General features: G+C 73.7%; 20 protein-coding genes and 1 pseudogene. 11 read left to right on the forward strand and 10 right to left on the reverse strand.

Annotated elements, in window-relative coordinates; genetic code table 11:
• Window positions 1-3: 3 nt before the first annotated feature.
• Complete coding sequence (locus OG867_RS05635; RefSeq protein ID WP_406283289.1) at window positions 4-732, forward strand: ABC transporter ATP-binding protein; 729 nt, start codon at window positions 4-6, stop codon at window positions 730-732.
• A 51-nt stretch (window positions 733-783) separates the two neighbouring features.
• On the opposite strand, the gene OG867_RS05640 is transcribed toward OG867_RS05635, so the two are convergent.
• The gene (locus OG867_RS05640) at window positions 784-2,001 is read right to left on the reverse strand and encodes an FAD-dependent monooxygenase (RefSeq protein ID WP_406283291.1); all 1,218 of its coding nucleotides are present in this window, start codon (window positions 1,999-2,001) and stop codon (window positions 784-786) included.
• A gap of 416 nt (window positions 2,002-2,417) precedes the next feature.
• Between OG867_RS05640 and OG867_RS05645 the strand changes: the two genes are divergently transcribed.
• From OG867_RS05645 to OG867_RS05670, 6 genes are read left to right on the forward strand one after another with little or no spacing between them, the layout of a single operon-like run.
• Window positions 2,418-3,908 carry an ATP-binding protein gene (locus OG867_RS05645; protein ID WP_406283293.1) on the forward strand — a complete coding sequence of 497 codons (1,491 nt, stop codon included), beginning with the start codon at window positions 2,418-2,420 and terminating at the stop codon, window positions 3,906-3,908.
• Window positions 3,909-3,910: 2 nt separating this feature from the next.
• Window positions 3,911-4,339 (forward strand): roadblock/LC7 domain-containing protein, encoded by a 429-nt coding sequence (locus tag OG867_RS05650; RefSeq protein WP_406283295.1) that lies wholly within the window; start codon window positions 3,911-3,913, stop codon window positions 4,337-4,339.
• Between the two features lie 23 nt (window positions 4,340-4,362).
• Window positions 4,363-4,689 (forward strand): DUF742 domain-containing protein, encoded by a 327-nt coding sequence (locus tag OG867_RS05655; RefSeq protein WP_018105447.1) that lies wholly within the window; start codon window positions 4,363-4,365, stop codon window positions 4,687-4,689.
• Window positions 4,667-5,293: a GTP-binding protein gene (locus tag OG867_RS05660; RefSeq protein ID WP_406283297.1), complete on the forward strand. Its 627-nt coding sequence runs from the start codon at window positions 4,667-4,669 to the stop codon at window positions 5,291-5,293. The genes OG867_RS05655 and OG867_RS05660 overlap by 23 nt, the downstream gene beginning before the upstream one ends.
• Window positions 5,290-6,501, forward strand: coding sequence for a cytochrome P450 (locus OG867_RS05665; RefSeq protein ID WP_406283299.1), 1,212 nt, complete (start codon window positions 5,290-5,292; stop codon window positions 6,499-6,501). Before OG867_RS05660 ends, OG867_RS05665 begins: the two co-directional genes overlap by 4 nt.
• 11 nt (window positions 6,502-6,512) lie before the next feature.
• Window positions 6,513-7,745 (forward strand): cytochrome P450, encoded by a 1,233-nt coding sequence (locus OG867_RS05670; RefSeq protein WP_406283301.1) that lies wholly within the window; start codon window positions 6,513-6,515, stop codon window positions 7,743-7,745.
• On the opposite strand, the gene OG867_RS05675 is transcribed toward OG867_RS05670, so the two are convergent.
• Together OG867_RS05675 and OG867_RS05680 are read right to left on the reverse strand one after the other, a co-directional pair.
• Window positions 7,693-7,941, reverse strand: a complete 249-nt coding sequence (locus tag OG867_RS05675) for a CDGSH iron-sulfur domain-containing protein (protein WP_406283303.1) — start codon at window positions 7,939-7,941, stop codon at window positions 7,693-7,695. The two genes, OG867_RS05670 and OG867_RS05675, sit on opposite strands and share 53 nt — an antisense overlap.
• The gene (locus tag OG867_RS05680; protein ID WP_406283305.1) at window positions 7,925-8,608 is read right to left on the reverse strand and encodes a HemK2/MTQ2 family protein methyltransferase; all 684 of its coding nucleotides are present in this window, start codon (window positions 8,606-8,608) and stop codon (window positions 7,925-7,927) included. Before OG867_RS05680 ends, OG867_RS05675 begins: the two co-directional genes overlap by 17 nt.
• A gap of 207 nt (window positions 8,609-8,815) precedes the next feature.
• Between OG867_RS05680 and OG867_RS05685 the strand changes: the two genes are divergently transcribed.
• On the forward strand, window positions 8,816-9,676 hold the full coding sequence (locus tag OG867_RS05685) for an SDR family oxidoreductase (protein WP_406283307.1): 861 nt from the start codon (window positions 8,816-8,818) through the stop codon (window positions 9,674-9,676).
• Between the two features lie 16 nt (window positions 9,677-9,692).
• On the opposite strand, the gene OG867_RS05690 is transcribed toward OG867_RS05685, so the two are convergent.
• The 3 genes from OG867_RS05690 to OG867_RS05700 are packed head-to-tail and all read right to left on the reverse strand — an operon-like array spanning window position 9,693 to window position 13,679.
• Window positions 9,693-11,255: a phytoene desaturase family protein gene (locus tag OG867_RS05690; protein ID WP_406283309.1), complete on the reverse strand. Its 1,563-nt coding sequence runs from the start codon at window positions 11,253-11,255 to the stop codon at window positions 9,693-9,695.
• Window positions 11,256-11,287: 32 nt separating this feature from the next.
• A complete protein-coding gene (locus OG867_RS05695) occupies window positions 11,288-11,743 on the reverse strand; it encodes an SRPBCC family protein (protein WP_406283311.1) in 456 nt (151 codons plus the stop codon).
• 34 nt (window positions 11,744-11,777) lie between these two features.
• A complete protein-coding gene (locus OG867_RS05700) occupies window positions 11,778-13,679 on the reverse strand; it encodes an alkyl/aryl-sulfatase (protein ID WP_406283313.1) in 1,902 nt (633 codons plus the stop codon).
• A gap of 176 nt (window positions 13,680-13,855) precedes the next feature.
• Here OG867_RS05700 and OG867_RS05705 point away from each other — a divergent pair, with 176 nt between their 5' ends.
• The gene (locus OG867_RS05705) at window positions 13,856-14,134 is read left to right on the forward strand and encodes a metal-sensitive transcriptional regulator (protein WP_406283315.1); all 279 of its coding nucleotides are present in this window, start codon (window positions 13,856-13,858) and stop codon (window positions 14,132-14,134) included.
• 58 nt (window positions 14,135-14,192) lie between these two features.
• On the opposite strand, the gene OG867_RS05710 is transcribed toward OG867_RS05705, so the two are convergent.
• Entirely contained in the window at window positions 14,193-14,834 is a 642-nt protein-coding gene (locus tag OG867_RS05710; RefSeq protein ID WP_406283317.1) for a class I SAM-dependent DNA methyltransferase, read from the reverse strand.
• Between the two features lie 20 nt (window positions 14,835-14,854).
• Window positions 14,855-15,391: a GNAT family N-acetyltransferase gene (locus tag OG867_RS05715; protein WP_406283319.1), complete on the reverse strand. Its 537-nt coding sequence runs from the start codon at window positions 15,389-15,391 to the stop codon at window positions 14,855-14,857.
• A 250-nt stretch (window positions 15,392-15,641) separates the two neighbouring features.
• Between OG867_RS05715 and OG867_RS05720 the strand changes: the two are divergent.
• Window positions 15,642-16,441 (forward strand): annotated as a pseudogene (locus OG867_RS05720) (alpha/beta fold hydrolase).
• A 43-nt stretch (window positions 16,442-16,484) separates the two neighbouring features.
• On the opposite strand, the gene OG867_RS05725 reads toward OG867_RS05720, so the two are convergent.
• Window positions 16,485-19,766 carry a S8 family serine peptidase gene (locus OG867_RS05725; protein ID WP_406283321.1) on the reverse strand — a complete coding sequence of 1,094 codons (3,282 nt, stop codon included), beginning with the start codon at window positions 19,764-19,766 and terminating at the stop codon, window positions 16,485-16,487.
• 62 nt (window positions 19,767-19,828) lie between these two features.
• Window positions 19,829-23,557, reverse strand: coding sequence for a S8 family serine peptidase (locus tag OG867_RS05730; RefSeq protein ID WP_406283323.1), 3,729 nt, complete (start codon window positions 23,555-23,557; stop codon window positions 19,829-19,831).
• Between the two features lie 281 nt (window positions 23,558-23,838).
• On the opposite strand from OG867_RS05730, the gene OG867_RS05735 reads away from it, so the two are divergent.
• Entirely contained in the window at window positions 23,839-24,759 is a 921-nt protein-coding gene (locus OG867_RS05735; RefSeq protein ID WP_406283325.1) for a formylglycine-generating enzyme family protein, read from the forward strand.
• The last annotated feature ends 11 nt before the right edge of the window (window positions 24,760-24,770 follow it).

The raw sequence follows: 24,770 nt of genomic DNA on the forward strand, positions 1-24,770 counted from the left end.
CCGATGCTCGAACTCACGGGCCTGACCGCGGGCTACCACGGCGGCACGGTCCTCCACGGCCTCGACCTGTCCGTGCCCGCCGGCACGGTGCACGCCGTCGTCGGCCACAACGGCGCGGGCAAGACGACGCTCGTCCACACCGTCGCCGGTCTGATGCGCCCGGACTCGGGCACCGTACGGCTGGCCGGCCGGGACCTGACCGGGCAGCCGGCGCACCGGATCGCCCGTGCCGGGATCGGCCTCGTGCCGCAGGGCCGCCGGGTCTTCGCGAACCTCAGCGTCGCCGAGCACCTGCGCCTCTCGCACCGTCCACCGCGCCGGGGCGACGCCTCGCGGCCCAGTGTGTGGACGCCCGAGCGGGTGCTGGAGCTGCTGCCGAGGCTGGGCGAGCGCCGGGGGAACCGGGGCACGGACCTGTCGGGCGGGGAGCAGCAGATGCTGGCCCTGGCCCGGGCGCTGCTCGGTTCGCCGAGCGTGCTGCTGCTGGACGAGCCGACGGAGGGCCTGGCGCCGGCCCTGGTCCGTCAGGTGCACGACCTGGTGACGACGCTGGCCGACGAGGGCATCGCCGTACTCCTGGTGTCGCCGAGTCCGGCGACGGCGGCCGGGTGCGCGGACACGCTCACGGTCCTGACGTCGGGCCGGGTGGCGCTGCGGCTGGACGGGGCGGAGGCCCGTAAGGACCCGACGGCCCTGCACGCGGCGCTGGAGCTCGCGCCGACAGGCGTCTGACGTGGGTGAGGAGGGGCGCACCGGCCGGTGCGCCCCTCCTCACCCACGCCGCTACCCGGCCTTCAGGCTGTGGCCTCCGAAGCCGCTGCTGCGGTCGGAGCCGCTGTTCTGGTCCTGCCACCAGGCGTCGAACTCGGGCTGGCCCATGGCCGACCAGTCCGGGGTGTTCTCGACCTGGGTGCTGCCCATGCGGCGCGCGAGGGCCACCATGGCGGAGCCGACCGGGCCGCGGCCGGCGTCGTAGCGCTCCAGCACGTCCTTCCAGCTGTCCCCGGCGGTCCAGGCCGCCTCCAGGGCGGTGGCGTCCTGGAGCGCCTTCACGCTGCCCGCGCCGACGTGCGGGCGGGAGACGCTGGCGGCGTCGCCGACGAGCGCCATCCGGCCCGAGGTGTAGTGCGGGACGGCCAGGTCGTAGATGGGCTGGATGAAGGTGGTTTCGGCGGGCGTGCCGAGCACCTTGTCGGCCCAGAAGGGCGGGAAGTGCTCCGCGACCAGGGCGCGCAGCCAGTCGGTGAGTTCGGAGTTGAGGCGGCCGGGCGGGAGCGAGGTGGGGGTGCGCAGGTCCGGGTGGAGGCCGCCGGCCTGCGGGGGCGTGGTGTAGAGCACCCAGTTGAGGCGGTGGCCGCCGGTGCCGTCCGGGATGCGGTAGATCATGCAGTGGCCGTTGGGGAAGACGATGTTGTGGGCGTCGAGCCCGTCCGAGGGCAGCCCCTCGACGTCCTCGGACGCGCCGCGCCAGCCGATGTAGCCGGCGTACTCGGGGCTGATGCCGGGGAACATGGCCTCGCGGACCACGGAGCGGTAGCCGTCGGCGCCGATGACGAGGTCGAACCGCTCCTCGTGGCCGTCGGCGAGCCGCAGGGTCACCCCGTCGTCGGCCGGCTCCACGGCGGCGATGACGGCGCCGGAGCGGTAGTCGACGCCCTCGGGCACCCGGCTGCGCAGCTCGCTCCACAGCGAACCCCAGTTGTAGGCGCGGAACGGGAACGGCTGCCGCCCGAAGCCCCGGCCGTGCGGCGCGTCTCCGTCCCGTACGCTCCATACCCGCCGGGTCAGCGGCGCCCAGGGCATCTCGGGGGCTACGTATCCGGCCTCTCTCAGCTCCTCGTAGCGGTCGCTCTGGAGGGCGATTCCGACGCCCCGGTCCCGGAGTTCGGCGTCGGCGCGCTCGAAGACGGTGACCCGGTCCGCTCCGGCGCGCGACACGGCCAGGGCCGCGGCACACCCCGCTATGCTCCCGCCGACCACGGCGATGCTGCCTCCACGCATGACTGGCTCTCCACTCACTTGATGTCCCGGCCGTCCGCCCGGCCGTTCTCCCGCCGGGGCGCAGGCGCGGAAGTTCGCTTGCGTTTGCGCTGGTTGGCCCGCGCCTTCGCGGTCGGGCCCGCACCGAATCCTAGCGAGGGGCGTAGGGCGGGTGAGCGACCAGGTGGTTGCACTTTTCGGCCACCGATACATCGTCACGAGTCGTCTTGTGTGCGGTCCTTGGTCATTTCTGATTAGTGTTCTGTCATGTTCCCCTCGCCGGTCACCCGCTCAGCGTCCCGCCCGGCGGCCGGCTTCGGCACCGGCCGCGACGCGCTCCGAAGACGCCTCGCCGTCCCCGGCCGCAGCTGAACGCGCGGGCCCCGGCGCCCGCGCGGTCGGTGGAACCGTCCCCCCTGATTTCCCGCGAGGACCCCATGACCGAACCGATATTGATCCTGCTCGCGCTGGCGGCGGGATCCTGCGTCTCGCTGTGGTTCCTGCGCCGCGCCCGCGCCGAGAAGCGACGGGCCGACGAACTCCATCAGCAGCGCGAGCAGTTGGCCCAGCAGATCCGGGCCGCCGAACAGTACGTGGCACATATCGCCCAGAGCATCGTCCAGGCGGCCGCGTCCGAGGCGCAGACCGGCCGCCCCTACCAACTGGATTCGGCCATCCCGCCCCAGCTGGCCCACACCCAGCTCGCCAACGGGCTGACCGCGCTGGCGAACCAGGTGCGCTCCGCGATCACCATGGCGGGCCGCCTCGCGCAGAACGCCGCCGAGGAACAGCTCACCCAGGTCTGGGCCGAGACGGAGCGTCAGGTCGTTCAGGCCCGCCGGGAGTCGGTGGACACGGCACGGGCGGCGGTACGCGCCTTCGCGTCCAGCACCGTGCACCGCGCGGCGAAGCTGAGCAGCACGATCAGCGCCGGGGTGCGGCGCCACGTGTCGGACGACGCGTACGCGACGCTGGTCGAGATGGACCACCTGGCGCAGCAGATGCTGCTCACCGCGTCCGGCTACGGCGTCCTGGCCGGTGACAAGCTGTCCCGACGCTGGCCCGCCACCACGCTGACCGATGTGGTCCGCACCGCGATGGGCCGGGTCGAGGGCTACCAGCGCGTCCAGCACACGAACCTGGAGTCCTTCGCGGTGCGCAGCCGGTCCGTGGAGGCGGTCGTCCACACCCTGGCGGTGCTCCTGGACAACGCCCTGCGCTACTCGCCGCCCAACGCCCTGGTGCACGTCTCCCTGGAGCACGGGGCGAACGCCGCGTTCCTCGTCGTGGACGACGCCGGCCTCCGGATGGAGGACGAGCGGCTGACCTGGGCCCGCGAGGTGATGTCCGGTGAGCAGCGGGACGACATCACACGGCTCGGCGCCTACCCGCAGACGGGTCTGCGGGTGGCCTCGGTCCTGGCCCACCAGTACGGCTTCCGCGTCGAGCTGACCGCGCCGAACCTGTACGGGGGCACCCGGGCGATCATCGTGCTGCCGCAGGAGCTCCTGACGACGCCGGGGCCGTCCCGGCCGGTGTCCGCGCAGTCGCTGCCCCCGGCCCGGAAGGCCACCGTCCCGCCGCCCCGCCGGCCGTCCTCGCTCCCGGAGGCCCCGCCCATGACCGGGTCCGCACCCGAGCCCGCCCCGGCCGCCCACGCTCCCGCGGCGCCCGCTCCCGCCGCCGCCGAGCCCGCGCCCGCCCCCGCGTCCCCGCCCGCCGAGGAGCCCGCGTCCGGCCCGGCGTCGGCGACCACGGCCGGCGGGCTCACCGTCCGCCGGCGCGGGACGCGGCCCGCCGCCGGGGCGCGTCCCGGGCCGGAACCGGAGGTCGAGCCGGGCAGGCCCGCGGTGGCCGCCGCGTGGATGGCGGGCAGCCGCCGCAGCCGGGACAACCAGAACACCGCTCGTACGGACGAAGGACGTTGATCATGTCGGACACGCACGCGAACACCCTGGGCTGGCTGCTGGACGAGCAGCTCGGATCGGTGGAGGGCGTCCGGTACGCCGTGCTGATGAGCGGAGACGGGCTGCTGAAGGCGCGCACGCGCACCATCAGCCAGGAGGACGGCGAGAAGCTGGCCGCCCTGACCGCGTCGCTGCGCGCTTCGGGCCGCGCCTGGGACGAGTTCACCGGCGGGCAGGGCGTGCGCCAGCAGCTGATCGAGTCCGTGTCCACCATCGGGCTGACCACCGCGGCCGGGCAGCACACCATGCTGTCCGTCGTCACCACGGGCCCGCACGCCGACGTCGGCCTGATCAGCCACCACATGGCCCTGCTGGTCGTCCGCCTGGGCGAGCAGCTGGGCACCAGGGAGCGCACCCCGGTGCTCCAGCCGGACGGGGGCCCCGCCGCATGAGCGGCCCACGGCACGATCCGGACATGGTCAGGCCCTACGTCCGTACGGGCGGCCGGGTCCGCCCCGACCGGGATGTACGCCTGGAGAGCGTGGTCGTCGCGGCGCCGGGCCCGGCCGGTGAGCTGGGGCCCGACGCGCGGCGGGTGATGAGCCTGTTCGCGGTGGGCCGGGGCGGTCTGGCCGTCGCCGACATCGCGGCCGCGCTCCAGCTGCCGCCCTCCACCGTCCGGATCATCGTGTCCTCCCTGATGGACAGCGGCCATCTGGCCAGCCCGGCCCCGGCCGCCGGTGACCAGCCCCGAAACGACCTCCTTCAGAAGGTGCTCGATGGACTCCGAGAACTGGTCTGACGCCTCGAACGGCGTCACGTACGTACCGGCCACGGTGACCCAGTCCGCCAAGATCGTGATCGCCGGTGGCTTCGGCGTCGGCAAGACGACCTTCATCGGCAGCGTCTCGGAGGTCCGGCCGCTGCGGATGGAGGAGCCGATCACCGAGGACAGCGTCGGCGTGGACGATCTGCGCGGGGTGCCGGACAAGACCACGACGACCGTGGGCATGGACTTCGGCCGCATCCACCTGGCCGGCGGCGCCCTCGCCCTCTATCTGTTCGGCCTGCCCGGCCAGGTGCGGTTCCAGCCGCTGTGGGAGGACCTGGCCCACGGCGCGCTCGGCTGCCTGGTGCTGGCCGACACCCGCGACCTGGACGCGAGCCACGAGGCGCTGGGGCTCCTGGAGGACCAGGGCATTCCGTACGCGGTCGCGATCAACGTGTTCCCGGAAGCGCCCGGCTACGGCCTCGCCGAGCTCCGCGAGGCGCTGGCGCTGGACCCGGAGACGCCCCTGACCACCTGTGACGCCCGGGACCGTACCTCCTGCGTGTACGCCCTGATCACGCTCACGGAATACCTCGCCGCACAACGACCGGCCCTCTCCCTGGAGCCCACGCGATGACGTCCCCCAGCATCACCCTGCCGTCGGCCCCGTCGGGCCGGGTCGCGCTCTACGACCCGGCGTACGCCGCCGACCCGCATGCCGCGTACGAGCGGATGCGGGCGGCGTACGGGCCGCTGGTGCCCGTCGAGCTGTCCCCGGGCATCCCCGCCACCCTGGTGATCGGCTACTTCCAGGCCCGGCGCATCCTCAACGACCCCCTGTACTTCCCGCACGACCCGCGCGTCTGGCAGGAGCAGGTGCCGGCCTCCTGCCCGGTGCGGCCGATGATGGAGTGGCGGCCCAACGCCCTGCGCAGCAGCGGCACCGCGCACGCCCGCTACCGGTCCGCCAACACCACCGCCATCGACGCCGTGGACCAGCACGAGCTGCGGGCCCGGGTGGAGAAGCTGGCCGAGACCGCCATCGGGGACTTCATCTCGGCGGGCCGGGCCGATGTGCTCACCCAGTACGCGTGGCCGATCGCCTTCCGCGTGCTGAGCTCCCTGCTCGGCTGCCCCGACGAGATCGGGGCGCGTATCGCCGACGGTATGTCCCGGATCTTCGAGGCCACGGACGCCCAGCGCGGCAACGAGATCCTGGGCCAGGCGGTCGCCGACCTCGTCGAACTGCGCCGGCGCCACCCCGCCGACGACATCACCTCCCGGCTGATCGGCCACGCGGCGCAGCTGACCGACGAGGAGATGGGCCACCAGCTGGTCACGCTGTACGGGGCGGGCATCGAGCCGCTGACCAATCTCATCGCCAACACCCAGCTGAAGATCCTCACCGACGAGGAGTTCTCCGCCGGGCTGCACGCCGGGCACTCCACCGTGCGGGACGCGCTCGACACCGTCCTCTACACCGACCCGCCGATGGCCAACTACTGCGTCACCTATCCGCCCTACCCGGCGGACATCGACGGGGTGCTGCTCCCCGCCCACCAGCCGATCCTGATCTCGATGGCCGGCTGCAACAACGACCCGGCGATCGCCGAGGCGTCCGGCGGCATCGCGGGCAACCGGGCCCATCTGGCGTGGAGCATCGGCCCGCACACCTGCCCGGCGCGCTCGCACGCGTACCTGATCGCGGAGACCGCGGTCACCTATCTGCTCGACGCCCTGCCCGAGATGGACCTCGCGGTCCCGGCCGCCGAACTGCGCTGGCGCCCGGGCCCGTTCCACCGCGCGCTGGAATCCCTCCCCATCGTCTTCCACGCCTCCCACTGAAGGAGACACCCATGTCCGAGCAGCCGATCATCGTCCTCGACCCCGCGGGCACCGACCGCCACGCGGAGTACCGGGCGCTGCGCGAGCGCGGTCCCGCCACCCGCGTCGACGTCCTCGGGGTCACCGCGTGGTCCGTCAGCGACCCGGTCCTCCTGAAGGAGCTGCTGACCAGCTCCCAGGTCTCGAAGAACGCACGCGCGCACTGGCCGGCGTTCGCCGAGACGGTGGCCACCTGGCCGCTCGCCCTGTGGGTGGCGGTGAACAACATGTTCACCGCGTACGGCGGCGACCACCGGCGGCTGCGCCGGATGATCGCGCCCGCGTTCAGCGCCCGCCGCATCCAGGACCTGCGCGTCTCGGTGGAGAAGGTCGTCTCCGAACTCCTCGACGGCCTCGCCGACCGGCCCGCCGGCGAACCAGTCGACCTGCGCACCGAGCTCGCCTACCCGCTCCCGATCGCGGTGATCGGCCGGCTCATGGGCGTTCCCGACGACCAGCTCGACGGCTTCCGCTCCAAGGTCGACGGCGTCTTCGACACCACCCTCACCGTCGAGGAGGCCACCGCCAACACGGCCGCCCTGTACGGGGCGCTCGACCAGCTCATCGCCGCCAAGCGGGCGCAGCCGGGCGACGACATGACCTCGCTCCTGCTCGCCACCCGCGACGAGGAGGGCGACGGCGGCAGCCTCAGCGACGAGGAGCTGCGCGACACGCTGCTCCTGATGATCTCCGCCGGTTACGACACCACGGTCAACGTCATCGACCAGGCGATCACCGCCCTGCTGACCCACCCGGAACAGCTCGCCCACCTCCGCGAGGGCCGCGCCGGCTGGAACGACGTGGTCGAGGAGACCCTGCGCCACGAGCCCGCGGTCAAGCACATCCCGATGCGCTACGCCCTCTCGGACATCCCCCTGCCCGACGGGCAGAAGATCGCGCGGGGCGAGGCGATCCTCGTCTCCTTCGCCCCCGCCAACCGCCACCCCGACTGGCACGGCGAGACCGCCGACGCCTTCGACGTCACCCGCACCGCCAAGGACCACCTGGCCTTCGGGCACGGCGTCCACTTCTGCCTCGGCGCCCCGCTGGCCCGGCTGGAGATCGCCACGGCCCTCCGTCAGCTCTTCGAGCGCTTCCCCGACGTCAGCCTCGCGGTCCCGGCCGAGGACCTGCTCCCGCTGCCGTCCCTGATCAGCAACGGCCACCAGGCCCTTCCGGTCCACCTGCACCCGACGGCGGGCTGACGGGCCGCCGGTGACGGCGGTGGCTGGTGTCGCACCAGGGGTACATCCGGCTGCGGCGGCAGGTGCAGACCGCGACGACGAAGCGGTCGGAGGTGACGGTCGAGCCGTCCTCCCGGACGATCTCGACCGGCCCCTCGATCAGCACCGGGCCGCCCGGCTCGATGGTGAGGCGGCGGGGTTCACGGGCGTTCGGCACGGATGACCACCAGTTCCTCGGTGTTGTCGCGGGGGCCGAGCAGCCCCTGTGCACGGAGCCACGGCAGGCGCTCGGTCATGACCGGGCCGAAGGGTACGGAGGACCGGCTCGTGACCGCGGCGCGCAGGCCGTTCGCGGTCAGCCGGTCCAGGGTCTCCTCCGCGCCGCACAGCCCGGAGTGGACGAGGAGCAGCACACCGCTCGGGTGGAGGGCGTCGTGGGCGTGGGCGCAGATGCGGTCCAGGGCCTGCCGGCCGCAGTGCCCGGCGTCCCAGGCGACCTCGGGGCCGTGGGCGCGGACCCGCCCCAGGGGCGCCGGGACGTACGGCGGGTTGCTCACGATCAGGTGGAAGCGGCGGCCGCTCACGGGGCCGGTGAGGTCCCCGCGCAGCACCCGGACGCGGTGGCCGGCGCGGGCGGCGTTGAGGCGGGTGGTCAGGACGGCCCGCCGCGAGATGTCGATCGCGGAGACCCTGGCCCCGCCGCGCGCCGCGAGCAGGGCCAGGGCGCCGCTGCCCGTGCAGACGTCGAGGACGTCCATCCCGGCGGCCGGGCCCTCGGCCTGGAGCGCCCGCGCCAGCAGGTGGGTGTCGGCCTGCGGGGCGTAGACCCCGGGCAGGGTCCACAAGCGGCCCAGGTCGACGGGCGGAGCGGCGGCAGTCGTCATCCGAATCCTCCGTGATCCTCCGTGAGGGGGAAGGCGGTCCTCGTTCTCACCGGCGCGGGCGCATCCAGTCCAGGGTGGCCGGGCCCACCGCCCACCGCGACCCGGGAGGCCGTCTCCCGTGGCTCCCGGCGCGCACATCCGGCACCCCCGGGTGACCATGGCCGGAACAGGGCCTGTCCGGCCCTCCCCTCACCGCGTAGGAGTCCCGTGACTGACCGGAAGCACCTGCTGCGCGGCCGTACGGCCGTGGTGACGGGCGGGGCGCGCGGCCTCGGGAAGGCCGTGGCGCGGGAGCTGGCCGCCCGGGGCGCCCGGGTGGCCCTGCTCGGCCTGGAGGAGGAAGCGCTCGCCGGGGTGGCCGCCACGCTCCCCGCACCCTCCGGGCACTGGCATGTGGACGTCACCGACGACGCCGCGATGGCCCGCGTCGCCGACGAGGTACGCCGCCGGCTGGGCCCCGCCTCGGTGGTCGTCGCCAACGCGGGCGTGGCCGAGGGCGGCCCGTTCGCGGACTCCGACCCGGCGAGCTGGCGGCGTGTGGTCGAGGTGAACCTGATCGGCAGCGCGGCCACGGCCCGGGTGTTCCTGCCGCAGCTCCTGGAGACCCGGGGGCACTACCTCCAGATCGCGTCGCTGGCGTCGATCGGGGCCGCGCCGATGATGAGCGCGTACTGCGCCTCCAAGGCGGGCGTGGAGGCCCTGTGCCACTCGCTGCGTTCGGAGCTGGCGCCGCACGGTGTCGGCGTGGGCATCGCGTATCTGAACTGGATCGACACGGACATGGTCCGCGACGCCGACCAGTTCCCCGTACTGCGCGAGCTGCGCGCCCACATGCCCCCGCCGGCCCGGAAGACCTACCCGGCGCCCCAGGTGGCCCGGCGCCTGGTCGCCGCGATCGAGCGGCGGTCCCCCTCGGTGTACGTCCCCGGCTGGCTGCGGGGCGTCCAGGCCGTGCGGGCCGGGCTGCCGGGGGTGGTCGCGCTCGCGACCCGCAAGGAGCTGACGCGCTCGGAGTTCACGGCGACGGGCCTGCTGGGGGCCGGGGGCCGCGCGGCGGAGAACGCGTAGCCCGTACGTCCGTACGTCAGCGCCGCAGCCGCTTCCGCAGCGCTGCCCGGGCCGCGTTCGCGCCCGGCGCGCCGTGCACCCCGCCCCCCGGGTGCGCCGAGGCCGAGGCCAGGTACAGCCCCCTGACCGGCGTCTCGGGGCGTCCCGTCCCCGGGGTCGGGCGGAACACCAGTTGCTGGTGCGCCGCCGTCGTACCGCCGTTGATCGCGCCGCCGACCAGGTTGGCGTCCATGGATTCGATGGTCGGGGGCGCCAGCAGGCGGCGGGCCATGATGCGGGAGCGGAAGCCGGGGGCCCAGCGCTCCACCTCGTGCTCCATGCGGTCGGCCATGGCTTCCTGCTCGCCCCGGTCCCACCGCCCGGTCAGCCCGTCCTCGCCCGCGTCGCCCTTGATGCGGTGCGGGACGTGGGTGTAGGCCCAGGCGGACTCGGTACCGGCCGGGGAGCGGGTGGCGTCGGCGGTGCTCATCTGGCCGAGGAGCAGGAAGGGGCGGTCCGGCACCTGCCCCATGGCGATCTGCGCCGCGAACCGGGTCAGGCCGTCGACGCCGTCCGCCAGGTGCACGGTGCCCGCCATGGTGGCCTCGCGGGCCGTCCAGGGCACCGGGCCGCTGAGCGCCCAGTCCACCTTGAACGTGGCGAAGTCCCACTGGAAGCGTCGCAGGTCGTCCAGGATCCGGGCGGGCAGATGGTGTGCGCCGACCAGTCCGCCGTAGAGCGCCGGGGCGGACACGTCGGCGAGCACGGCACGCGACGCGGGCACGGACTCGCCCTTCGCGGTGCGTACGCCGACGGCGCGTCCGCCGCGTACGACGACCTCCGTGACCCGCTCACCGCAGCGGAGCACGCCGCCGTGCCGTTCGAGGCGCCGCACCAGGGCCGCCGTGAGCGCGCCCGCGCCCCCGACCGGCACCGGGAAGCCGTAGGTCTGGCCGAGCATGGACATCAGCCAGCCGAAGCCGCCGCTCCCGGCCGCCTCGGGGCCGAGGTCGGCGTGGAGCGCGCTGCCCGCGAGCAGCAGCCGGGCCGCCTCGCCGCCGAAGCGCTCCTCGCCCAGACGGCGTACCGGCAGCAGCAGGGTCCGCGCCAGGCGGAGACCCCCGGCGGCCCGGAGCCGGGCGGCGAGGCGGACGCCCGCGCGGACCGGCGGGAAGGGCGTGAAGAGGGCGCCCAGCACCTCGCGGTGCACCCGGTCCCAGGTGGCGCACAGCTCCAGCCACGCCGCCCCGTCGCCCTCGGCGAACGCGTCGAGCCCCGCTGCCGTCTCCCGCGCGCCGTTCTCCAGCACCGCGCACCGCCCGTCCGGCAGCGGGTGCGCGAGCACGCGGGGCGCACGCGACCAGCGCAGCCCCTCCTCCCGGAGGCCGAGTCCGTCGATGACCGGGGAGGCCGCCGCCAGCGGGTAGAACGCGCTGAACAGGTCGGAGACGTAGTCGGGATGCACTCCGCGGTCGCTGCGCACGGCCCCGCCGGGCTCTGGCTGCGCCTCCAGGACCTCGACGCTCCACCCGGCGGCGGCGAGCAGGTTCGCCGCGACGAGACCGTTGGGGCCCGCGCCGATGACCACGGCGTCCGGCATCGATGCCTCCAGGTGGGGTCGCGGGAAGGGCTTCAGACCGCTTCGCGGGCGCCCTTCGGGGCCGCCTCGACGGTCTGCGCGAGACGGGCGAGGACGCTGCGGTGGCGGAGCTGGATCAGCGCGTCGACGGCGGTGTTGTGGAGCTTGCCCGCCGGTCCGCGCAGGGGGTGTTCGTCCAGCGTCACCAGGGCGTTGTCGCCCCAGCGGCGTACTTCGATGGCGATCCTGGCGGTGCCGATCCGCCCGCTGTCGGCCTCCAGCTCCAGGATGTGCGGGGCCTCGCAGCGCCGGACGATGGTCCGCCCCTGCACGGACCAGCGGCCGATGCCCACGGCGTACGTGAGGCTGGCGCCGACCTCCGGCCAGTTGCCCCGGCGGGGGCGCGAGTCGGAGGTCCCGACCACCCAGTCGCTGTAGCGGGAGGGGTCGGCGAGGACCCGCCACACGTCCGCCACGGTGGCCTCGATCAAGCGATGCCGTACGGCCATGGGCCCTCCTCTTGTCGTGCCGCGCGCCGGGTGCTCAGGGGGTGACGATGGCGAAGTCCGGGTCCGGGGCGTCGAGGTGGCCGAGGAGTTCGATCAGCCGGCCGGCGTCGCCGGTGACCTCGACGCCGGGGCGGGCCGCCAGGTCGCCGGGCTGCACCGCGCCCACCAGGACGTCCCGCAGATCGGCCTCGGTCAGCGCGAAGGTGACGTCGGGCGCGCCCACCGCCGGTCCGGTGCCCACGACATGGGTGAGGACGCCGTTGCGCAGCCGCATCGTGAGGGGGTCGCCACCGGCGATGTCCCAGCGGATGGTGATGTCCGCGTCCCAGGCCCGGGGGCCGTTGACCCGGATGGCGACGGAGTCGACCAGCTGGTCCAGGGTCAGGGCGGCCAGGACGTCCGGCGCGACGGTCGAGGTGGGGGTGCCGATCGAACCGTGGCGCAGTTCCAGGGCGCCCGTCAGGTAGAAGTTGCGCCAGGTCCCGTTCTCGCTGCCGTAGCCGAGCTGTTCCAGCGCGTCGGCCTGGAGGGCGCGCGCCGACGCGTTGTCGGGGTCCGCGAACACCACGTGGTTGACGATCTCCGCCACCCAGCGGTAGTCGCCGTCCTCGAAGGACTGCCGGGCCCTGCGCAGGACTTCGTCCGCACCGCCCATGAACTCCACATACCGGCGGGCCGCTTCGACCGGGGGGTGCTGCCACAGGTGCGCCGGGTTTCCGTCGAACCAGCCCAGGTATCGCTGGTAGATGGCCTTGCTGTTGTGGCTGACGGAGCCGTAGTAGCCATGCGTGTGCCAGGCCCGTTCCAGGGCGGGCGGCATCACGATCTCCTCGGCGATCTCCGGAGCGGTGAGCCCCTGGTTGAGCAGGCGCAGGACCTGGTCGTGGAGGTACGCGTACAGGTCGCGCTGTTCCGTGAGGAAGGCGATCACGCGCTCACGGCCCCAGACGGGCCAGTGGTGGGAGGCGAAGGCCATGTCGGACGACCCGCCGAAGAGGTTGACCGACTCGGTGAGGTAGCGGGACCACACGTGCGGGTCGCGGACCTCGGCGCCGCGCAGGGTCAGCAGGTTGTGCAGGTTGTGCGTGGCGTTCTCCGCCATGCACAGCGCGGAGAAGCCGGGGAAGTGGATGTTCAGCTCCGCCGGTGCCTCGGTGCCGGGGGTGAGCTGGAAGACCATGCGGATGCCGTCGACGGTCTCCTCCTGGCCGGTGCGGGTGATGTCCACCGTGGGCGGGATCAGCCCGACCCCGCCGGTCGACAGCGTCTGCCCCAGGCCCGCGCCGATCTGGCCCTGCGCCCCCTTGGGCAGCGCGGCTCCGTACATGTAGGCCGCGCGGCGGTTCATCGCGGTACCCGCGTAGACGTTCTCGCTGACGGCGTGCTCCAGGAAGCCGTGCGGGGCGAGGACGGGCACGCCGCCCGCGACGTCCTCGTCGGTCAGCACCCCGCGTACGCCTCCGAAGTGGTCGGCGTGGCTGTGCGTGTAGAGCACGCCCGTGACGGGACGCTCCCCCCGGTGGCTGCGGTAGAGCGCGAGACCGGCGGCGGCCGTCGGGGCGGTCAGCAGGGGGTCGATGACGAGGATGCCCCGGTCGCCCTCCACGATCGTCATGTTGGACAGGTCGAAGCCGCGCACCTGGTAGATGCCCTCGGTCACCTCGAAGAGCCCGTGCTCCGAGCAGAGCCGGCTCTGCCGCCACAGGCTCGGGTTGGCGGTGTCCGGGCACTCCTGGTCGAGGAACCCGTAGGCTTCCAGGTCCCATACGGCGCTGCCCGTGGCGTCGCGGATCACGGGGTCCTGCGCGGTGCCCATGAACCCACGCCGGGCGTCCTCCAGGTCCTGGGTGTCACCGAAGGGGTAGTCGCGCTGTACGGCCTGGTTCGCCTGGGCCACCGCCCGCTCGGCGGGCTTCGCGTCGTTGTCCTGCGGCATGTCGGTCTCCCTCGCGACGGTGGCCGGCCCCGCGCGGGCCCGGGCACCGCCACCCTCACCCGGCGTACGGGACCCCACAAGCGGGTGTACGCCGTACGGGGAGGCGAACGGGGTAGGATATACCCCTAGGGGTATGAGACCGGGGCCGCGACCGAGGCCCGCACTTGGGAGGAACCGTGGAGCTGGACATGGCGGCGGACGAGCTGAAGTCGGTGCTCAACCGGCTGAAGCGTGCCCAGGGCCAGATCGCCGGGATCGTCAGGATGATCGAGGAGGGCCGGGACTGCGAGGACGTGATCACGCAGCTGGCGGCCGTCTCCCGCGCCCTGGACCGGGCCGGGTTCGCCATCATCGCGACGGGCCTCCAGCAGTGCATGACGGACGGCGACCGGCCGGCGGTGGACCGGGACCAGATGCGGGCCCGGCTGGAGAAGCTGTTCCTGTCCCTGGCGTGAGGGGCGCCGCCGCCGTCACGTCAGCGCGTCGGCCGACAAGAGCGGGCGCCGCTCCGCCCTACGCCTTGCGGGCGAGCAGGTGGACCTCCTGGAACTGGCGCCGGTCGTCCGGCCGCGGCTCGCGGACCATCCGGGCCGTCTCGGTCAGTCCTTGGGCGCGCAGCAGGCCGGCGAGGTGGTCGGGTGACCACCGGTAGGCGGTCGTGACGGCGTGGTCGAAGGACTGCGTGGGGTGATCGGGTCCGTCGGTGGCGGAGAAGCCGATGAGGAGGTGACCCCCGGGCGCGAGTACGCGGCCGAACTCGGCCAGGACCGCCAGGAGTTCCGCCGGCGGGGTGTGGATGACGGACCACCGCGAGAGCACACCGTCCAGCGCGCCGTCGGGGAGGTCGAGCGCACCCATCTCCCCCACGTCGAAGCGCAGCCCGGGCCAGGCCCGGCGGGCGAGCTCGACCATCGCGGGTGAAGCGTCGACACCGAACACGTCGAGTCCCAGGCCCGCGAGGTGGCCGGTGACGTGCCCTGGCCCGCACCCGAGGTCCGCCACCCGCCCGCCCGCGCCGACGGACTCCGCGAAGGCGTCGAGCATCGCGCGGTCCAGCGGACTGTCGCGCAACGAGTCGCCGAACAGCCGCGCGTACAGCTCGGCGGCGTCGTCGTAGGCGGCACGGGTGACGGAGAGCGCTTCGTGTTCGGCCATGGCGGCGAGGGTAGCCGCCCCTACGGGACGGGGTCCGTCGTGAGTCTGGCGTGGGTCTCGACGTCGTAGCGGACGCCGTCGTACGCCAGCTTCTGCCGCTGCACCCCTTCGGCCGCGAATCCGGCGGCGAGCGCCACCCGGCAGGAGGCGGGGTTGTTGGTACGGTGCCCCAACTCCAGCCGGAAGAGAGCCAGTTCGGCGAAGGACCAGTCGGCGAGCGCCCGGCAGCCGAGGGTGGCCACTCCCCTCCCGCGCGCGGCGGAACCGGTCCAGTAGGAGATCCAGCCGGTGGCGTGCCGGGCGTCCAGGCCGCTCACGGCCACACCGCCGAGCGCGGTGCCGGACGCGTCCGCGACGGCGAAGGCGAATGCGGCCCTCCGGTCCCACTGGTCCTGCCGCCGCCGCACCCACTGCTCGGCGTCGGACACCGTGGCGAGGGGCGCGTCGGCCTGCCGCTCCATCCCCGGCTCGGCGAACGCCTCCCGTACGGCGGGGGCGTCGGTCGTCTCCCAGCGGCGCAGGACGAGCCCGGCCGGCAGGTGTATGCGGTCATTCATGCCAGGGATTATCGGCGCACCTCCCGGCGGACCGCCCCGGCCCGACGTCAGGACTCGCTGTCCAGCAGCGTCAGCAGGTGTCCAGGATGCCGCTGGCCTCGGGCCATACACCCCGGCCTGGAGGCTGCCGTAAGCCGCCACTTCCCCGACAAGCTGACGGCGCAGGAGACCGATACGCCGGCCGCGCTCCTCCGCCGGCTCTGAGAACACGGGGCATGATCGTCGGAGCAGTCGAACGCCTGGGGGCACCATGTCGTGGACCGAGCACACCGTCGTACGTGAAGGGGTCCGGCTCGTCTGCCGGGACGGGGGCAGCCCCGGCCGGCCCGTCGTCCTGCTGCACGGCCTCGCCGGTCACGCGGGCGAGTGGGACGCCCTCGCGGAGCTGCTGGCGCCCCGGCACCGGGTCGTCGCGGTGGACCAGCGGGGGCACGGCGCGAGCGAACGCCGGCCGGACGACGTCTCCCGCGCGGCGTACGTGGAGGACGTCGTCGCCGTCGTACGGCACCTGGGTCTGGAGCGGCCCGTCCTCGTCGGGCAGTCGCTCGGCGGTCACACGGCGATGCTGACGGCCGCCGCCCACCCGGACCTGCCCGGCGCGCTCGTGCTCGTGGAGGCCGGGTGCGGTGGCCCGAACCCGGGGCTGGACGAGCACATCGGCCGGTGGCTCGACTCGTGGCCGGTGCCGTTCGCCTCCCGTGAGGCGGCGGCCGCGTCTTCGGCGGGGGCCCGGCCGGTGCGGGCTGGGCGGCGGGGCTCGCGGAACGCGACGGCGGCTGGGGGCCGCGCTTCGACAGGGACGTGATGACCGGGTCCATCGCGGAGAACGCCCGGCGCTCCCTCCACGAGGAGTGGGACCGGGTCGCCTGCCCCACCCTGCTCGTCCTCGCCCGGAAGAGCTTCATCCCGGCCGAGGAGGTGGACGAGATGCTGCGCCGGCGCCCGGGCACGCACGCGGTGAGCGTCCCCGGCACGGGCCACGACCTCCATCTGGAGCGGCCGGACGCGCTGTACGGGGCGCTCTCTGCGTTCCTGGACGGGCTCGTGTAGGGCCTCCGCCGGGGGGAACGGACCGGCGGAGGCCCTAGGCGCGCTACCCGCCGAAGGCCACCTTCGTCTCGCCGGAGCAGCGGTCCGCACTCGTGTCGCACAGCTTGTACGTGTACGACGGACGGCGGCTGCCGGTGATCAGGTCGGTCCAGCGCCCGGTGTTCGGCACGGTCGCGACCACCTTGCCGTCCCGGACCACCCGGACCCTCGCCGTCGTCGCGCCGTTCCAGGTGAGGGACGCCGTGCGCAGCAGCCTGCCCGGGCCCGCCGTGGCGGTGAGCTCGAAGCGGGCGCCGACCCTGACCTTGACGACCCGGCCGGGCGCGTCCTTCGTACCGAAGTACGCGTAGGCGCCCTGCGGGTCGATCACGCCCGAGATCAGCGGGCCGTCGTTCTCGCCGAGGATCGTGTAGCCCGCGGACTCGAAGCGTTCCAGGTCGATGGTGACGACCCGGCCGGGCACCGACAACGTACCGAAGACGGCGAACCGTCCGCCCGGGTCCATCGCCGCCGAGAAGAACGCCCCGCCGCCCGACGGGGTCAGCACCTTGTCGCGGGTGAAGGTCGTCAGGTCGATGCGGACGATCCGGCCACTGCTGCCCTCGCCCGTGCCGAAGTAGGCGTATCGGTCGCCCGGTTCGACGACCGCTGCCCGCAGCGGAGCCTCGCCCGGCTGGAGCATGAGCGTAGCGGCCTCCTTCATGGCGCCCAGGTCGACCTTGACGACGCGGCCCTCCGGGGCGGCGACGGTACCGAGGTAGGCGAACTCCCCCTTGGAGTCGATGACTCCGGCGTCGAGGTAGTTGCTGCCGGCGCCCAGGGTGACGGCTCCCGCGCGGGTGAACGTCTCCAGGTCGACCTTCACCAGCCGGCCCGGGCTGGTGCCCGTACCGAAGTAGGCGTACGTGCCGGCGGGGTCCATGAGCGCCAGGTGGGCGTTGTCCTCGCCCTGCCCCAGGACCAGGATCTTGTCCCAGGTGAAGGTCGCCAGGTCGACGCGGACGATGCGGCTGGGGCCGGTGGCGACGACGAAGTAGGCGTACTTGCCCGCCGGGTCGATGACCGCGTCCTGCATCACCTTCTGGCCGACGCCCACGGACAGCGTGCCGACCTTCTTGAAAGTCTTCAGGTCGACCTTGGTGATGTAGCCGGGCAGCGGGTCCCAGGGGTTGTCGGTGCCGAAGTAGGCAAAACGCCCCTGCGGGTCGATGGCCGCGGCGTGCAGGTCGCGCTGGAGGGCCGACGTGCCCACCGCGCCGGTGCGGGCCGGGATCGCGGTTCCGCGGCCGTGGACGCGCACGGTGTGCACGAGGCCCTTGGCGTCGTCCAGGAGCGTGATCTTCCCGTCCTGGGCGGTCTTCTCGGTCGGCCGGAACGTGAGGTCGAGCGTGCAGTGCTCCTTGCGCTTCAGCTGGAAGGGTGCCTTGCCGCAGGTGCCCGGGTCGGCCACGAACGCCCCGTCGTGGTCGGTGACGTGGACGACCGTGACCGGTGTGCTGCCGAGGCTGGTGAGGGTGACGGTGACGGCTCCCCCGGTGGTGCCGATGGGTACGGTGCCGAAGTCGATGTCGCCCTGGCTGACGGACAGGACCTTGCCGGGCAGGGCCGGGAGGCGGATGTCGGCGGTGGCCGGGGCGGCCTCGGTGATCGTCACATCCGTCTTGGTGGCGGTGTAGGCCGGGGAGGACGTCGTCACGGTGTAGTCGCCGACGGTGGCGAGCGTCGTGTAGCGGCCCTCGGCGTCGGTGGTCACCGGGAGGCCCACCGGGTCGCCGGAGGCGGTGAGTTGCACGGTGACGCCCTCGACGGGCTCACCCGTGGTCGCGTCGGTGACCGTGCCGCTCAGGGTGCCGGTGGTGCCGCGCGGCGCCTTCTCGACGGCCGCGTGGATGTCCAGCCGGCCCTGCCCGTACACGTTGTTGTCCTGCGCGGTGCCGCCGCAGGAGACGTCCGGGACGTCGACGGCGGTCTCGTCCAGGAGCCTGCGGGTCGCGTCGATGTCCCGCGCGACCGCCGGGGCCGCCGACCACAACAGGGCGATGGCGCCCGCGACATGGGGAGCCGCCATCGACGTACCGCTGCCCACGGCGTACTTGCCGCCGGGGTACGTGGAACGGATCGCGACACCCGGCGCCGAGACGTCCGGCTTGATCAGATCGTCGTCGAACTCCGAGGGACCACGGCTGGAGAAGGACGCGACCTCACCGTCGGCGTCGAAGGCGCCGACTCCGTAACTCTCCTTCAGGTTGCCCGGATTGCCGTCTGTGCCGCAGTCCGGTCCCTCGTTGCCGTTGGAGAAGACCGGGAGGATCCCGGCCGCCACCCACGCCTGCACGGTCTGCTCGAACCACGGGTCGGCGCCCGCGGCGGCGCTGCCCCACGAGTTGTTCACCACGTGCGGGCGCAGCTCGGGGCGCGGGTTGCGGCCGTTGGCGTCGGTGGGGGCCAGCATGAACTGTCCGGCGGCCAGCAGGTCGCGCTGGGCACAGGTGCTGGACGAACATCCCTTCGCCGCGATCCACTTGGCACCGGGCGCGACGCCGACGTGGTTGCCGGTGCCGCCGTCGCCGACCATGGTGCCGACGGTGTGGGTGCCGTGCCCCACGTTGTCGCAGGGCGTGGAGACGACGATGCCGCAACTGACCGTGGGGTCGTACCAGTTGTAGTCGTGGGTGAAGGTGCCGTCGCCGTTGTTCCCCCGGTACTGCTTCACCAGCGCCGGGTGGTCGTACTGGACGCCGGAGTCGATGCTGCCGACGACGATGCCCTCTCCGGTGGCCTTGAAGTCCTTCCACACCCGGGGCGCGCCGATCCGGTCGACGCCCCACTCGACGTCGTCCACGGTCGGCTCGTCCTGCGCCGCCTTCATCTCCGGCAGGGCGTAGGTCCGGTCGCCGGTGACCCGGTCCACGTCCGGCAGGGCGGTGATCCGCTTGAGCAGTTTCGCGTCGCCCTTCACCTCGACGGTGTTGGCGATCCAGAAGGGCGTGTACGAGGCGCCCGCATCCCGCAGCACGTCGATCAGGGCGGCCTGGCTGGTCGTGGCCGTCTTCTGGAGGCGGCTCTGCACCTCGCGCCCCTGCCGTGCCCGGTCCGCGATCTTCGCGGCGCCCTTGAGGTCGGCCTCGTCGCGGAGGTAGACCCAGAAGGTGGAACTCCCGCCGTCCGCCAAATCGTTGGTCAGGGCGCGCTCGACGGACGGCCGGGCGGTGTCGCTCGCGGGTGCGGCCTGGGCGGTCGTGGCGGCGGGGAGTCCCGTCGCCGCGAGGCCCACGGCGAGCAGGAGGCCCCAGGCGCGTCGCGGTCTGCCGTGTCTCGGTGTCATGGAGAGGTGAACCCTTCCTGGTGGGAGTGGGCTTGCGGTTCCGTCGTCCCCCGCGCCCCGGGTCAGCGGCGCAGCGCGTACGCCCGGACCACGGTCTGCTGGGTGCGGCTGCCGGCGGCGTCCCAGGCGGTGACCCGGAGCGTGACGTGCTCCGCGCCGGTGCGCGGGTGGTGCAGGACGGCGGTAGCCGATCCGTCGGGGCGTACATGCGGCTGGACGGAATCGGTCCAGGTCGCGCCGTCGTCGTACGACGCCTCGACACGCATCCCGGTGACGCGCGGGCCCCGGTAGCCGTCCGGGCGCAGGGTGCTGAGGCGCACCGGGAAAGCCCGGCCGGCGCGGGCGGTGTTGTCGCCGCCGACGCCCAGGTCGTAGCCGAGCAGGATCACCGGCAGGACGGCGCACGGGTGGTCCGGGCCGTAGACGTCGGCGCAGCCGGGGGCGGTGGCGCCGGGCTGCGGTGCCGTCGAGCGGAAGGTGTACGTGGTGTCCGTACGGGTTCCGAGGGTTTCCAGGGCGTTCGTGCGGCGGACGACGCTCTGGTCGATGCGGTACTCGGCCTCCTCGGGCACGAACAGTTGCGCGGCGGGCACCTGTTGGCCGTTCCGCCGGTAGGTGAAGGTGCTCGTGGAGGCACCCATGCCGTAGTGGGCGGGGTCGCCGTCCCCGTAGGGCGCCAGCAGGAAGCTGGCTCCGAGGTCGGACCGGCACAGGGCACAGCTGATGCGGCGCGGGAGGGTGGGGTGCATGGGCGCGGCGCCCCACGCGCGGTTCACGGTCTCGCGGGCGCGGTGGGTCGCCGGGTACTCCTCCAGGTAGGTGTCGGTGAGGTCGGACGCGCGGACCGTCTGCGCGTACTGGCTGTCGGCGGCGTACACGTAGTCGGTGCGGGTGCCGGGCGCGAGGTGCCGGGCCCCGATCCGGAAGGTGGCCTTCTCCCACGAGTGCCAGACCGTGAGGACGTCGTCGGCGATCCGTGCGTCGCCGTCCGCGTGGAAGGTGTTGACGAGCCGGGCGAACCGGTCGGTGCGGACGGTGAGCGCGGTGTGCGTGGGTATGGTGCCGGTCGCGTGGAACGGGGCGGTGTACGTGAAGCGGCTGTCGGCGCGGCCGTCGAGGCTGACCGGGACCGGGCCCTTTGCCAGGGCGGCAAGGAGTTCCGTGCCCTGTTCGTGGCTGACGGCAACGGCCGGGACGGTGCTCTTGCCGTCGTCCTGGACGAGGGTGGCGCCTTCGGTGGGGCGGATCGCGAGAACAGCGGCGGCGTGGTGCTGGGCGGCGAGGGCGAGGGTGGGCACGAGCCAGCCGTTGGTCCGGACGACGGCCAGCTTGCCGGTCAGGTCCCGGCCCGCGTAGTCCGCTTCGGTGCCGGTGCCCACGTCGACGGCGGCCAGTTCGCGCGTCCCGGTGAGGCGTGTGCCGAGGTCCGGAGTGAGGAGGTCGAGGCGGTGGGCCGTCCGGCCCGTCTTCCAGGTGCCCTGGACGAGCGGGTCGCGCAACCGGTGTTCGACGGTGAGGTCGAAGGTGCCGTGCTCGGCGGTGGTGTGCGAGGCGATGGCCCCGTAACGGGTGGTGTTGTCGCTGAGGCCCTTGGCGATGCCGATCGCGGCGGTGGCCCCGTCGCCCAGGGTGCGGCGGGCGGTGACGCCGAGGGCCGCGCGCTCCAGCGGGTCGCGCTCGCCGTCCACCCGGGCGGTCAGCTCGTGGGCCTGCCGGGCGTCGATGCGTACGGTGCGGTCGCCGTCGACGGTCAACTCCGGTTCGGCGAAGGTGTCCACGGCCAGCGGGATGCGGTTGGTGTCGTAGGTGGTGACGAGGGCCTGAAGGGCGTAGTCGCCCTCCGGGAGCCGCGTCTCCCAGGTGCCGTCCCCCATGAACGTGAGGCTTTGCAGCTCGGCGTCACCGCTGGTCATGTTCAGTATCTGGAGGTTCGTCTGCCCGCCGGCCTTGCCGTCGCGGCCGGTGAAGGCGAAGTGCACGGTGTGCTTCGGGGGTGGTTCGGTCCAGCCGACGGCGGTGGTCAGGTGGGTGGAGTCGCCGGTGGCGGTCAGGTAGCCGTCGTAGCGGCCGGTGCCGGTACGGGCGGGGTCGACGGTGAGGGAGACGGCCGCGCTGTCGTGGGCCGGGACGGTGACCGTGCCGGCGGAGAGCGTGGCGCCGCCCTCGGGGACGGGCGACCCGCGCCCCAGGTCGAGTGCGAGGCTCAGGGTGACCTCGTGGTCGCCGTCATTGGTGTAGACGATGTCCCGGCTCACCGTCCGCTCCTCGTCGCGCAGGTCCCCGAAGTCGGCGGTCCCGGTCGCGGTGACCGACTGGGCGGAGGCGCGGTCGACGGCGACGCGCCCGGCGCCCTGCTCGTAGACCTCGTCGTCAGGGCCCGTCTGCGCGGCGGAGACCAGCGCGTCCTTGAGCCGGGCCGCCCGCCACCCCGGGTGCTGCTGCGCGAGGAGGGCCGCCGCACCGGCCACGTGCGGGGTGGCCATGGAGGTGCCGTCCAGGGCGGTGTAGAACGCGCCGACGTCCTTGCCGATGTGCGTGTCCGCGGCCCGGGCCGCGACGATCCCGACACCCGGCGCGGTGATCTCCGGCTTGAGCGCGCCGGAGGCGGTCGGCCCGCGCCCCGAGAAGTCGGCGAGGCGGTCCTGGCGGTCGACGGCGCCGACGGTCAGCGCGGTCCGTGCGGTGCCGGGGCTGGCGACGGTGGACCGGCCGGGTCCGGTATTGCCGGCCGCGATCACGAACAGCGCCCCGGAGGACTCGCTGAGCGCGTCCACGGCCTCGCTCAGCAGGTCGCTGCCCTCTTCGGTGGGCGCCCCGAGGCTCATGGAGACGATGTCGGCGCCCTGCGCGACGGCCCACTCCATGCCGGCGATGACCGTGGACTCGTCACCGTTGCCCGTGTTGTCGAGCACCTTCCCGATCAGGAGCCCGGCGCCCGGCGCGACGCCCTTGTACTTCCCGTCGGACGCGGCCCCGCTGCCCGCGACGGTGCTCGCCACGTGGGTGCCGTGCCCGCGCCCGTCCTGCACGTCCTGGCCGGGTATGAAGCTCTCCGAGTCCAGGACCCGGCCCTCGAAGTCGGGGTGCCCGAAGTCGATTCCGGAGTCCAGCACCGCGACCTTGACGCCCGTCCCGTCGTAGCCGCTTTTCCACACCTCGGGTGCGCCGATCTGCGGCACGCTGACGTCCAGCGTCGCCCGCACCCTGCGGTCCGGGCGCACCACGGCCTCCGGCCCGTCCAGCACGGCACGGTAGAACGCGTGGAGCGAGTCCTTCTCGACGTCCACGGCGGCCGCGCCCAGCGAGGTGAGCGGCGTCCGGTGCGTGACCCCCGGGACGTCCCCGGCGCGCGCCGCGAGCGTGGACCGGGCCGGGGTGCCCGCGTAATCCACGATGAACGGCACGGTGTCCTGTGCGCCCCCCTGCCCGTCGGCGGCGAGCCGGGTCACGTTGAACAGCTCCCGGTCGAGCCGCCCGGACGCCAGCCCCTCCCCCGCGCTGCCCGGGATGACGTAGGTGTCCCCCGAAGGCCCTTGCTCGGTACGGAAGGTGGTGGCCGTCCCCGCCGCCCCCGCCTCGGCGTCCACCGAGACGCGCCCGTCGCCGTCGGTGGTGACGGTGACCGTGTCCCCGGTGACCAGGGTGACGGTGTCGCGGTGCGGGGCGGGAGACGTACGGACGGCGACGGGCGCGGTCCCGGCCGCCTGCCCGGGGAGCACGGGGCCGAGGAGTGCGAGGGCGAACGCGGCGCCGAGGAGCGCGGTGCCGCGTCTGATGGGACCGGTGCGCATCGTGGCCTCCTGGAGCGGTGCGGCCACGGCATCGGCTGCCGGGCGACGGACGAGCGGGAGCACGGTGACGGGCCGGGCGACCGCTGAGGCAGCCGCGCGGCCCGTTGCCGGTCATCCTCGGGGCGGCGTCGCGGTGAGGCATAGGAGGTACGGGTGGCGAGCATGCGACATGTCGCCTGCTCGCCGGGGGTGGTCGCGGCCGAACCACTGTTTCCGGCCATGGTTACGATTTCCCGGTGCCTCGGTTCCCCGACGAAGGTTCCCCGACGAAGAAGGCAACGATGAGTGACCGCCCCGACGCCCCCAAGAGCTGCTGCGCCCCGTCCCGGGACGGGGCCTCCCCGGCCGATCCGGTCCTGGGCATCGGGCCGGTAGCCCCGCGTGCGCCGCAGGCGGCGTACGCCGACCGCGTCGAGCTGCCCGGGGGCACGTTCCGGATGGGCAGCGAGGACCGCGACGCGAACGCGGGCGACGCCGAGGGCCCGGTGCGTGAGGTGAGCGTCGCGGGCTTCGCGATCGACGCGTACGCCGTGACGAATGACCGGTTCGCCGCGTTCGTGGAGGCCACCGGCTACCGCACCGAGGCGGAGGAGTTCGGCTGGAGCTACGTCTTCGCGAAGTTCCTCCCCGGCCACCTGCGCAAGGTCTCGCCGCGCCCGCAGCAGACGCCCTGGTGGTGCGGGGTGAGCGGCGCCCGCTGGGACGTCCCCGAGGGGCCGGGCAGCGACCTGCGCGACCGGGGCGACCACCCGGTCGTCCATGTGACCTGGCGCGACGCGCTCGCCTACTGCCAGTGGGCCGGTGCCCGGCTGCCGACCGAGGCCGAGTGGGAGTACGCCGCCCGGGGCGGGCTCGACCAGGCCCGCTACCCGTGGGGCGACGAGCTCACCCCGGGCGGCGAGCACCGCTGCAACATCTGGCAGGGCTCCTTCCCCACCCGTAACACGGAGGAGGACGGCTACGCGGGCACGGCGCCCGTCCACACGTACGCGCCCAACGGATTCGGGCTGTACAACACGGCCGGCAACGTCTGGGAGTGGTCCGCCGACCCCTGGCAGCCCGGCACCGACGACCGCCGCACGATGCGCGGCGGCTCGTACCTCTGCCACGACTCGTACTGCAACCGCTACCGGGTCGCGGCGCGCACGTCGAACACGGTGGACAGCTCCGCCGGGAACATCGGCTTCCGGGTGGCGTGGTGACGTACGCCGAG

The organism is Streptomyces sp. NBC_00209, assembly GCF_045206345.1.
Lineage (GTDB): Bacteria > Actinomycetota > Actinomycetes > Streptomycetales > Streptomycetaceae > Streptomyces.

What these genes read in the sequence shown, in the direction of transcription:
- OG867_RS05635 (WP_406283289.1), top strand. Translation starts at nt 4, where the DNA reads ATGCTCGAACTCACGGGCCTGACCGCGGGCTACCACGGCGGCACGGTC.
- OG867_RS05640 (WP_406283291.1), bottom strand. Translation starts at nt 2,001, where the DNA reads ATGCGTGGAGGCAGCATCGCCGTGGTCGGCGGGAGCATAGCGGGGTGT.
- OG867_RS05645 (WP_406283293.1), top strand. Translation starts at nt 2,418, where the DNA reads ATGACCGAACCGATATTGATCCTGCTCGCGCTGGCGGCGGGATCCTGC.
- OG867_RS05650 (WP_406283295.1), top strand. Translation starts at nt 3,911, where the DNA reads ATGTCGGACACGCACGCGAACACCCTGGGCTGGCTGCTGGACGAGCAG.
- OG867_RS05655 (WP_018105447.1), top strand. Translation starts at nt 4,363, where the DNA reads ATGGTCAGGCCCTACGTCCGTACGGGCGGCCGGGTCCGCCCCGACCGG.
- OG867_RS05660 (WP_406283297.1), top strand. Translation starts at nt 4,667, where the DNA reads ATGGACTCCGAGAACTGGTCTGACGCCTCGAACGGCGTCACGTACGTA.
- OG867_RS05665 (WP_406283299.1), top strand. Translation starts at nt 5,290, where the DNA reads ATGACGTCCCCCAGCATCACCCTGCCGTCGGCCCCGTCGGGCCGGGTC.
- OG867_RS05670 (WP_406283301.1), top strand. Translation starts at nt 6,513, where the DNA reads ATGTCCGAGCAGCCGATCATCGTCCTCGACCCCGCGGGCACCGACCGC.
- OG867_RS05680 (WP_406283305.1), bottom strand. Translation starts at nt 8,608, where the DNA reads ATGACGACTGCCGCCGCTCCGCCCGTCGACCTGGGCCGCTTGTGGACC.
- OG867_RS05690 (WP_406283309.1), bottom strand. Translation starts at nt 11,255, where the DNA reads ATGCCGGACGCCGTGGTCATCGGCGCGGGCCCCAACGGTCTCGTCGCG.
- OG867_RS05695 (WP_406283311.1), bottom strand. Translation starts at nt 11,743, where the DNA reads ATGGCCGTACGGCATCGCTTGATCGAGGCCACCGTGGCGGACGTGTGG.
- OG867_RS05700 (WP_406283313.1), bottom strand. Translation starts at nt 13,679, where the DNA reads ATGCCGCAGGACAACGACGCGAAGCCCGCCGAGCGGGCGGTGGCCCAG.
- OG867_RS05710 (WP_406283317.1), bottom strand. Translation starts at nt 14,834, where the DNA reads ATGGCCGAACACGAAGCGCTCTCCGTCACCCGTGCCGCCTACGACGAC.
- OG867_RS05715 (WP_406283319.1), bottom strand. Translation starts at nt 15,391, where the DNA reads ATGAATGACCGCATACACCTGCCGGCCGGGCTCGTCCTGCGCCGCTGG.
- OG867_RS05725 (WP_406283321.1), bottom strand. Translation starts at nt 19,766, where the DNA reads ATGACACCGAGACACGGCAGACCGCGACGCGCCTGGGGCCTCCTGCTC.
- OG867_RS05730 (WP_406283323.1), bottom strand. Translation starts at nt 23,557, where the DNA reads ATGCGCACCGGTCCCATCAGACGCGGCACCGCGCTCCTCGGCGCCGCG.
- OG867_RS05735 (WP_406283325.1), top strand. Translation starts at nt 23,839, where the DNA reads ATGAGTGACCGCCCCGACGCCCCCAAGAGCTGCTGCGCCCCGTCCCGG.